Annotated in this window: 9 protein-coding genes; 6 read left to right on the top strand and 3 right to left on the bottom strand. The window is 66.6% G+C overall.

Annotation, left to right across the window (positions count from 1 at the left end; genetic code table 11):
* The 3 genes from EHH60_RS29760 to mnmA form a co-directional block, all read right to left on the bottom strand.
* Nucleotides 1-314 (bottom strand): hypothetical protein (locus EHH60_RS29760; protein WP_124162926.1); only part of this gene is annotated, 314 nt, incomplete at its 3' end.
* 278 nt (nucleotides 315-592) lie between these two features.
* Entirely contained in the window at nucleotides 593-1,231 is a 639-nt protein-coding gene (locus tag EHH60_RS29755; protein ID WP_124162925.1) for a class I SAM-dependent methyltransferase, read from the bottom strand.
* A gap of 252 nt (nucleotides 1,232-1,483) precedes the next feature.
* A complete protein-coding gene (gene mnmA / locus EHH60_RS29750) occupies nucleotides 1,484-2,665 on the bottom strand; it encodes a tRNA 2-thiouridine(34) synthase MnmA (protein ID WP_124162924.1) in 1,182 nt (393 codons plus the stop codon).
* A 349-nt stretch (nucleotides 2,666-3,014) separates the two neighbouring features.
* On the opposite strand from mnmA, the gene EHH60_RS29745 reads away from it, so the two are divergent.
* From EHH60_RS29745 to EHH60_RS29720, 6 genes are all read left to right on the top strand, one after another.
* On the top strand, nucleotides 3,015-4,610 hold the full coding sequence (locus EHH60_RS29745; RefSeq protein WP_124162923.1) for a flagellar hook-length control protein FliK: 1,596 nt from the start codon (nucleotides 3,015-3,017) through the stop codon (nucleotides 4,608-4,610).
* 12 nt (nucleotides 4,611-4,622) lie between these two features.
* On the top strand, nucleotides 4,623-5,330 hold the full coding sequence (locus EHH60_RS29740; RefSeq protein ID WP_124162922.1) for a flagellar hook assembly protein FlgD: 708 nt from the start codon (nucleotides 4,623-4,625) through the stop codon (nucleotides 5,328-5,330).
* A gap of 264 nt (nucleotides 5,331-5,594) precedes the next feature.
* Nucleotides 5,595-5,870, top strand: a complete 276-nt coding sequence (gene sciP / locus EHH60_RS29735; RefSeq protein WP_002714638.1) for a CtrA inhibitor SciP — start codon at nucleotides 5,595-5,597, stop codon at nucleotides 5,868-5,870.
* Between the two features lie 181 nt (nucleotides 5,871-6,051).
* Nucleotides 6,052-7,668 (top strand): flagellar basal-body MS-ring/collar protein FliF, encoded by a 1,617-nt coding sequence (fliF, locus tag EHH60_RS29730; protein ID WP_124162921.1) that lies wholly within the window; start codon nucleotides 6,052-6,054, stop codon nucleotides 7,666-7,668.
* 30 nt (nucleotides 7,669-7,698) lie between these two features.
* A complete protein-coding gene (gene fliG / locus EHH60_RS29725) occupies nucleotides 7,699-8,796 on the top strand; it encodes a flagellar motor switch protein FliG (RefSeq protein WP_124162920.1) in 1,098 nt (365 codons plus the stop codon).
* Complete coding sequence (locus EHH60_RS29720; RefSeq protein WP_124162919.1) at nucleotides 8,796-9,419, top strand: FliH/SctL family protein; 624 nt, start codon at nucleotides 8,796-8,798, stop codon at nucleotides 9,417-9,419. Before fliG ends, EHH60_RS29720 begins: the two co-directional genes overlap by 1 nt.
* Nucleotide 9,420 lies beyond the last annotated feature (1 nt).

Here is a 9,420-nt window from a genome sequence, read left to right as displayed (position 1 = left end):
GGCGGGATCACCGGGGTGTTGCCGCCGGTGTCGGGGGCCGGCGCGTGCATCTCGGGGTCGATGCCCGAGGGCGGGCAGAGCACGCCGTCGGATTTGGCCAGCTTGTCGCCGAGCGGTTCCCGGGACTGGCCCGTGGTGGTGCCGTCCGATTGACGGTTCGGACGGTCCTGCGGGGTGCAGTTGGCCGCGTGTTGCGGGGATGGCGGCGCGGTCTGTTGCGGCGGCGTCGCCGGGGCGGGCGGGGCCTGCGCGATCGCTGTGCCTGAGGCGGCGATCAGGAGGCCGGCCAGAATGATGTTTGATGTCGTGCGCATGGGAGGGAAACGCGCGCCGCGGGCGGCCTGTTCCCGGCCGGAGTGCGATGTGATCGGGAGTGGACTGCGGCAAATTTGACGGTCTGCGCCGCCCGTCGTTGCGCGCATCGGATCGTGCTCCGCTGGAGCGATCCAATCAGCGAATGAGTGAACTTGCACAGCAATGCCGGAGTTACGCGCGGGATATCGCGCGTGGAGAGAGCCCTCTCCCCTACCCACTCCCGCAAGCAAAGCGGGAGAGGGGGCGCGCTGCCGGCCTGGCCGCGCCTCGGGCTCGCTCACGCCTTGCGGTATCGGATCAGCGAGAAATGGCCCATCGGCGGCATGGGGCGGCGCTCGGTGAGGGTGATGCCGCCGTGCCTGGCGGCCCAGCCCACGAGGCGGGCCCACGGGAATTCCGGGCGCCAGCCGAGGCGGCGGGCGATGGGGGCGAAGGCGAGCTCGAACAGCTTTCGGGGGCCGCTCTCGGCGCCGATGTGGTTGACGAGGATCAGCTCGCCGCCGGGCTTGAGCACGCGGACGAACTCGTCGAGCGTGCCTTCGGGATCGGGCACAGCCGTGATGACATATTGCGCGACCACCGCGTCGAAGAATTTGTCGGGGAAGGCGAGGTTCTTCGCATCCATCACCGACAGCACTTCGACGTTGGAGAGGCGAAGCGCGCGCACGCGCGCCTGCGCCTTGCGCAGCATCGGCTCGGAAATGTCGACGCCGCAGATCTTCGTGGTGCGCGCATAATCGGAGAGCGAAAGCCCGGTGCCGACGCCGACGTCGAGAATGCGGCCGCCGATGCGGTCGGCCTCCGCGATGGTCGACTGCCTTCCGGCGTCGAACACCTTGCCGAACACGAGATCATAGACCGGCGCCCAGCGGCCATAGGCCTTCTCGACCCCGGCCCGCGAGATGTCTGCTGCCATGCCCCCTGCCCTGCCCGATACTCTTACTTAGATGATGGTCATTGGTGATGACGGTCCTCGCGCCGTACCCGGTCTAGCGCCTCTCCCGCTTGCGGGAGAGATCGACACGCTCGCAAGAGCGTGGCGGGTGAGGGTTCTTTCCTCTCGCGATGTATCGCTCGCGGAGAGAGCCCTCTCCCCGACCCTCTCCCGCAGGCGGGAGAGGGGGCGCACCGCTGTTGCGGCTACAGTCGGGCTCAATCTCATTTCGCATCAGCCGCGGACCGCTTCCGCGAGCGGGCGCGACGTGGCCGCGCCGACCTTCGCCGCGGCGCTCTGGATGAAGCCGCCGCCGAGCACGCGGGCCTGGCCGCCGGCTGCGTCGTAGAACACGCAGGCCTGGCCGGGCGAGACGCCCTCCTCGCCGGCGACGAGCTCGACCTCGTATTGGCCATTGCCGCCGCGCAGCCAGGCCGGCTGCGGGCTGCGGGTCGAGCGCACGCGCACGAACATCTCGAGGCCGCCGCCGATCGCGCGGTCGATGTCGCCGTCGCCGATCCAGTTGACGTCGCGCAAGCTGATGCGGTGCATCTTCAGCGCATCGCGCGGGCCGACGACGACGCGGCGGGTAGCGGCCTCCAGCCGCACCACGAACAGCGGCGAACCGGAGGCGATACCGAGGCCGCGGCGCTGGCCGACGGTGAAATTGGCGATGCCGCTGTGCCGGCCGAGCACGCGCCCCGAGAGATCGACGATGTCGCCGGGATCCATCGCGTTCGGACGCAGCCGCGTGATGATATCGGTGTAGCGGCCGGTCGGCACGAAGCAGATGTCCTGGCTGTCGTGCTTGTCGGCGACCGCAAGACCGAAGCGGCGCGCGAGCTCGCGCGTCTGCGGCTTGGTCATGTCGCCGAGCGGAAAGCGCAGGAAGTCGAGCTGCTCGCGCGTGGTCGCGAACAGGAAATAGCTCTGGTCGCGGTCGGCGTCGGCCGCGCAGACCAGCGCCCGCGAGCCATTGGGCAGGCGGCGCGAGGCAACATAATGCCCTGTCGCGAGCGCCTGTGCGCTGAGCTCACGCGCTGTCTTCAGCAGGTCGCGGAACTTGACCGAGCGGTTGCACTCGACGCACGGCACCGGCGTCTCGCCGAGCGCGTAAGAGTCGGCGAAATTGTCGATGACGGACTCGCGAAAGCGGTCCTCGTAGTCGAGCACGTAATGGGGAATGCCGAGCTTGGCCGCGACATCGCGGGCGTCGTGGATGTCCTGGCCGGCGCAGCAGGCGCCCTTGCGGTGGGTCGCCGCGCCATGGTCGTAGAGCTGCAGCGTGATGCCGACGACGTCGTAGCCTTCCGCCTTCAGCAGCGCAGCCGTCGTCGAGGAATCGACTCCGCCCGACATGGCGACGACGACCCTGGTGTCCTCGGGACGGCCTTCGAGATCCAGACTGTTCAGCATGGGCCTTAGAGCGTTGTGGCGGCGGCGTAGCGCGATCCGCGATTCCTGTGCCTTCTCGCGGGGCATCGGTGATCCCCCGGAACCCTGGTTCCCTGGGGGGCACGACTGCCCAAGTCGAAAGCGGCTGAGAGTAACCTCCTTAATATAGGCGGCATTCCGGTGAAGCAATCGCGCGGGCAGCCGGCTTAGGGCAATTCTTGCCGGGGCGGCAGAAATGGCGGGGCCGCGGCACCTTGCCGGCATCGAGCCAAAACATTCAAGCTATTGATTTTACTGAATAAAATTACACGGAAGGCGGTGGCCCGCTCCTTGCTACCCCTTGTCCGAAGTTGCTTCCAAGGGGTTGCCTGTGGTTGGTCGTACGTCAGACGTCGTGGCAAGCGTGCAAGTCCAGAGCGCGCAGCAAAAGCCTGCCCGGTCGCAAGCCACGAAAGACACGCCCGCGAACGACGCTTTCGGCTCGCTGGTCGACAGCAACACCCAGGCGATCAGCAACAATACGCAGGCGCAGGACACTGCGCCGCGCCGGAGCGATTCCACCTCGTCTTCCACCGCGTCCGACCGGAGCCCGCGCAACACCTCTTCCACGGACCAGGCTTCGCACAGCAAGGCGAATGACGACACATCCGCGCCGGCGAAGAACGACAAGAGCGATACGACCAGCGATCCGGCCAAGGACACCGGCAAGATCAAGGACAAGTCCGAGACATCGGACGCCGGATCGACGGACAAATCCGACGAGACCAAGGGCGACAAGTCCGACGGCACCGACGCTCCTGCCGCCGTCGCCGATGCGGCTGCCGCCGTGCCGGCCGATGCGACGCAGCCCGCCCTGCCCGATCCGAACGCGATCGTCGTTGCCGCGCCCGTCGTGCCGGCCGATCCGAATGCGGCTGCGAGCCAGGCCGGCGATGCAGCCGCCTCGCCGCTGACGATCGCCGCAGCAGGTCTTGCCGCCAGTGCCTCCACTGCGGCGCAGATCGCCGGCAACAAGACCGATACCGCCACCGCCGGCGACAAGAGCGCCAAGGCTGCAGGCGTCGAGGTCGATGCCGACACCACGGCGACGCTCGGCGAGACCGCGACCGGCGCAAGCGAGGCGACCGCGACGGATGCGAAGGCCAACGGCGGACTGATCGCCGCCGTCAGCCAGGGCACGCCGAAGACCTCGTTCAAGGCCGCCGCAACGACGCAGGCCCAGAGCGACGTCTCGAATATCGGCCAGAACACCGGCACGGCGAACGCCGCGCAGGCTCCGTCGGTCGCGCATGCGCAGGCCGCAAAGCCGCAGGCAGATGGCGGAGCGACCGACGCCAAGGCAAGCCGCGCCGACCTCGCCGCCGATCCGGCACAAGGCGCGCCAGCCACGCATGCGCATGCGGGCACGCAGGCTACCATCGCCCCGACGGATGCCGGCGCGCAGGCCGCTTCCGCCGTGCAGGCGCCGCTGACCAACACGATCTCGGCCGCCACGGCATCGACGGCGACGCTTACCGCGACCGCGGCAAACCATGCCGCCGTGCCGATCAGCGGCGTGCCGATCGAGATCGCGGCTGCCATTCGCGCCGGCAAGTCCCGGTTCGACATCAGCCTCGACCCGACCGAGCTCGGCCGCATCGACGTCCGCATCAATGTCGACCGCAACGGCCAGGTCACCTCGCATCTCACGGTCGAGAAGCCGGAGACGCTGTCGATGCTGAAGCAGGACGCACCGCAATTGCAGCGCGCGCTCGACGATGCAGGCTTCAAGACCGGCAGCAACGGGCTGTCCTTCAGCCTGCGCGACCAGAATTCATCGGGCCAGAATTCCGGCCAGAATAACGACAATGGCGGCAATGCCCGCCGGCTGATCATCAGCGAAGACGAAACCGTTGCTGCCGCGCCTGTCGCCCGCGGCTACGGCCGCATGCTCGGGTCGAGCGGCGGCATCGACATCAGAGTGTGAGGAGTATTCGAAATGGCCACCACGAATGCCGCCACCGCCCCTTCCGTCGTCTCCGGGACGACCGACATCCCGAAATCCTCCTCCTCGAACTCGTTGAGCTCGACCACGGGCTCGACGCTCGCCGGCAACTTCCAGACCTTCCTGACGCTGCTGACGACGCAGCTCCAGAACCAGAACCCGCTCGATCCGCTCGACACCAACCAGTTCACCCAGCAGCTGGTGCAGTTCGCCGGCGTCGAGCAGCAGCTCAAGACCAACGATTCGCTGGCCCAGCTCGTCACCCTCCAGCAGACCACGCAGGCGACCCAGGCGCTGGGCTTCGTCGGCAAGACCGCGCTGGTCGACGGTTCGACCACGAGCATGACGAACTCGGCGGCGATCTGGCATCTCAACGTGCCGACCGACTCCACCGTCGAGATCTCGATCGCCAATTCCAGCGGCCAGACCGTGTTCAACGGCAAATACACCGCCGCCGCCGGCAACGACATTCCGTTCACCTGGAACGGCATGGGCAATGACGGCACGCAATGGCCCGACGGCAAGTACACGATCTCGGCCACGGGCAAGGACGTCGCGAACAACAATGTCGGCATCGCCGCGCAGGTGCAGGGCGTAGTATCGTCGGTCGACCTGACCCAGTCGCCGCCGCTGCTCACCATCGACGGTGCCAGCTACACGCTGAGCCAGGTCAAGAGCATCATCGCGACAAGCGCCTATTGAGGGCGAGGCACCTCTTCCCGGCGGGGAGAGGTGGATCAGAGTCCCGGGCTCGCGCCGAGCCCGCAAAAGTCGTTCGGCGTTAGTAAAGTATTTACCTTCTGCCCGCTTGGCCCGCCGGAATCGCGTCTCGCGCCGGCCGAGACGGCCGTGTTCCCGCAAGTTTCAACGAGAATTGTATTGAACCCTTAGGCTTAGCGGATTTTTAAGCCGGGGGGCGTAGGGTTACGGGCGTGAGTTCAGTGGTTGAGAGTTTGTGAGTACGCCATGACAGAACCCCATCGCCCGAGGGTAAAATACGTCATCGGGCCGGACGGCAGTCCGTTGACGATCGCGGATCTGCCTGCACCGGGCACGAAACGTTGGGTCATCCGTCGCAAGGCCGAAGTCGTCGCCGCCGTCCGTGGTGGACTTCTCTCCCTCGAGGAGGCCTGCAGCCGTTATACCCTGACGGTCGACGAATTCCTTTCCTGGCAGTTTTCCATCGACCAGCACGGTCTGGCGGGTCTTCGCACCACCCGCATCCAGCAATATCGCCAGTAGGCGATCCGGAAATCTGCAGCTTTTGACGAAAATCGGCCTCGCTCCGCGAGGCCGATTTTTTTCATGATACAGTTTTGTCCGATCTCTTAACTCTCGTTAACCATATCGAAACCATCACCTAGGCAATAATTGCCCAGTCGGCCTTTCCGGTGAAAGCAGCCGAATCTGCTGGGGCGGTTGCTTGCAAGGGCTTGCGGACTTTCTGAAGAGTATCGGCGCCGCCCGGTTCGGGGCGATGATCGCGGTCACCGCCGCGCTCATCGGCTTCTTCGCCTTCGTCATCATGCGCGTCACCACGCCGCAGATGACGACGCTGTTCACGGACCTCAGCGTCGAGGATTCCTCGACCATCATCAAGGACCTGGAACGCCAGGGCATCCAGTTCGAGATCCGCAACGAGGGCTCCATCATCATGGTGCCCAAGGACAAGGTCACCCGGCTGCGCATGAAGCTCGCCGAGGGCGGCCTGCCCAAGGGCGGCGGCGTCGGCTACGAGGTGTTCGACAAATCGGACGCACTCGGCACCACCTCCTTCGTTCAGAACATCAATCATCTCCGCGCGCTGGAAGGCGAGCTCGCCCGCACCATCCGCGCCATCGACCGCATCCAGGCCGCGCGCGTCCATCTCGTGCTGCCCGAGCGCCCGCTGTTTGCGCGCGAGGCGCCGGAGCCGTCGGCCTCGATCGTGGTCCGCGTCCGCGGCTCGCTGGAAGCCCAGCAGATCCGCGCCATCCGCCATCTCGTCGCCTCCGCCGTCAACGGGCTGAAGCCGCAACGGGTCTCGATCGTCGACGAGGCCGGCCAGCTGCTGGCCGACGGCGCGGCGACCGATCCGGAGCAGGCGGTCGGCGACGAGCGCCGCATCTCCTTCGAAAAGCGCATGCGCAAGCAGGTCGAGGACATCGTGTCCTCCGTGGTCGGCTCGGGCCGCGCCCGCGTGCAGCTGTCGGCCGATTTCGACTTCAACAAGGTCACCCAGACCTCGGACAAGTTCGACCCCGAAGGCCGGGTGCTGCGCTCGAGCCAGACCCGCGAAGAGCAGAGCATGACCGCCGACAACAACGGCCAGGTCACCGTCAACAACGAGCTGCCCGGCAGCCAGCAGAACAACGCCGCCGCCGCCCCCAAGGACCAGAGCAAGAAGACCGAAGAGACCAACAATTACGAGATCTCCCGCACCACCAAGACCGAAGTGACCGAAGCCGGCCGGGTCAACCGCATCTCGGTCGCGGTGCTGGTCGACGGCATCTACTCCAAGAACGACAAGGGCGAGCTGGCCTACCAGGACCGCACCAAGGAGCAGCTCGAGAGCATCGCCACCCTGGTGCGCTCGGCGATCGGCTTCGACCAGAAGCGCGGCGACCAGGTCGAGGTCGTGAATCTCCGCTTTGCCGACGCGCCTTCCACCTCGCCGATCGGCGAGTCCTCAGGCTTGCTCGGCATGCTGCAGTTCACCAAGGACGACGTCATGTACTTCGTCGAGCTCGGCGTGATGATGCTGCTCGGCCTGGTCGTGCTGTTCCTGGTCATCCGCCCGCTGGTCAAGCGCATCCTCGCCTCCGACGAGGTCGCCGCCGCCATCTCCGGCGTGCTGACGGGCCCCGCCGCGTCGGAAGAGGCCGCGCCGGCCTCCGGCCAGGCGCTGCTGCCGAGCGGTGCCGCCAGCGCCATCGACGTCGCCACCATCCAGGGCCAGGTCCACGCCCAGTCCGTTCATCGCGTGGGCGAGCTCGCCGAGCGCAACCCCAACGAAACCGTCGCGATCATCCGCCAGTGGCTGACCGAGCCAGCCAAGTAATCCGCCAAGTGAATCAAGAAGTGATCTGACATGGCCGCCAGTCTGCAAAACGCCAATTCGAACGACATCACCAGCGTGATCTCCACGCTCGGTCAGCGCGCCGGCATCCGCGCCGCCGACGGCAAGGGCCTCGCGCAGCTGCCCGGGCCGAAGCGTGCCGCGATCCTGATGCTGGCGTTGGGCGAGCAATATGGCGGCAAGATCTGGAGCCTGCTCGACGACGACGAGGTGCGCCAGCTCTCGCTGGAGATGTCGACGCTCGGCACCGTCGAGGTCGACACCGTCGAGGACATGCTGCTCGAATTCGTCTCGCGCATGTCGGCCTCGGGCGCGCTGATGGGCAATTTCGACGCCACCGAGCGGCTGCTGCAGCAATACCTGCCGCCGGAGCGCGTCAACGGCATCATGGACGAGATCCGCGGCCCCGCGGGGCGCAACATGTGGGAGAAGCTCTCCAACGTGCAGGAAGAGGTCCTCGCCAACTACCTGAAGAACGAATACCCGCAGACCATCGCCGTGGTTCTGTCGAAGCTGAAGTCGGAGCACGCCGCCCGCGTGCTCGGCATCCTGCCCGAGGAGCTCGCGCTCGACGTCGTCAACCGCATGCTGAAGATGGAGGCGGTGCAGAAGGAGGTGATCGAGAGCGTCGAGAAGACGCTGCGCACCGAATTCATGTCCAACCTGTCGCAGACCCGCCGTCGCGACGCCCACGAGGTGATGGCGGAAATCTTCAACAATTTCGACCGCCAGACCGAAACCCGCTTCATCACTTCTCTGGAAGAGGACAACCGCGAATCCGCCGAGCGGATCAAGGCGCTGATGTTCACCTTCGACGACCTCGTCAAGCTCGACTCCGGCTCCGCCCAGACCCTGATGCGCAACGTCGACAAGGACAAGCTCGGCGTCGCGCTCAAGAGCGCCAACGAGGACGTCCGCAACTTCTTCTTCGGCAACATGTCCTCGCGCGCGGCCAAGATGCTCCAGGACGACATGGCGGCGATGGGCCCGGTGCGCCTGCGCGACGTCGACGAGGCCCAGGCGCTTCTGGTCAACCTCGCCAAGGACCTCGCCGCCAAGGGCGAGATCATGCTGACCAAGAACCGCGCCGACGACGAGCTGGTGTACTGATGGCCGCTCCGGCAAAATTCCTGTTCGATACCGACTTCGCAGCGCCCGAGCGGGCGACGCGCGAGAAGGCCGCGACCGCAGCCGAGATCGCCCAGAAGGTCGCGGAAGCCGAGGCGCGCGCCTACCAGGACGGCTTTGCCGCCGGTCAGCGCGAGGCCAAGGCCGAGAGCGACCGCCGCGTCGCGCTCGCCATGGAGGAGATCAACATCGCAATTCGGGGCGTCGCCTCCGGCATCGGCGGCATCGAGACCAGGATGGAGACCGAGGCGGTCGAGGTCGCGGTCGCGGTGGCGCGCAAGCTGTGCGCCGACCTGGTCGCCGCCGAGCCGCTCGGCGAGGTCATCGCGCTGGTCAAGGACTGCTTCTCGCATCTGGTCGCGACGCCGCATCTCGTCGTCCGCATCAACGATGCGCTCTACGACGCCGCGCGCGAGAAGATCGAGCGGCTCGCCAAACAGAGCGGCTTCGAGGGCCGGCTGGTGATCCTGGCCGAGCCGGAAATTGCCACCGGCGACTGCCGGATCGAATGGGCCGATGGCGGCGTCGTGCTGGAGCGCGGCGCCATCCTGGCCAAGATCGACGAAATGGTCGGACGCTATATCGCGTCCCGCAGGGGGAGCTAAG

This window comes from Bradyrhizobium sp. RP6, from assembly GCF_003837805.1.
In the GTDB taxonomy this organism is placed as follows: domain Bacteria; phylum Pseudomonadota; class Alphaproteobacteria; order Rhizobiales; family Xanthobacteraceae; genus Bradyrhizobium.
This window is presented reverse-complemented; position numbering and strand designations above follow the sequence as displayed.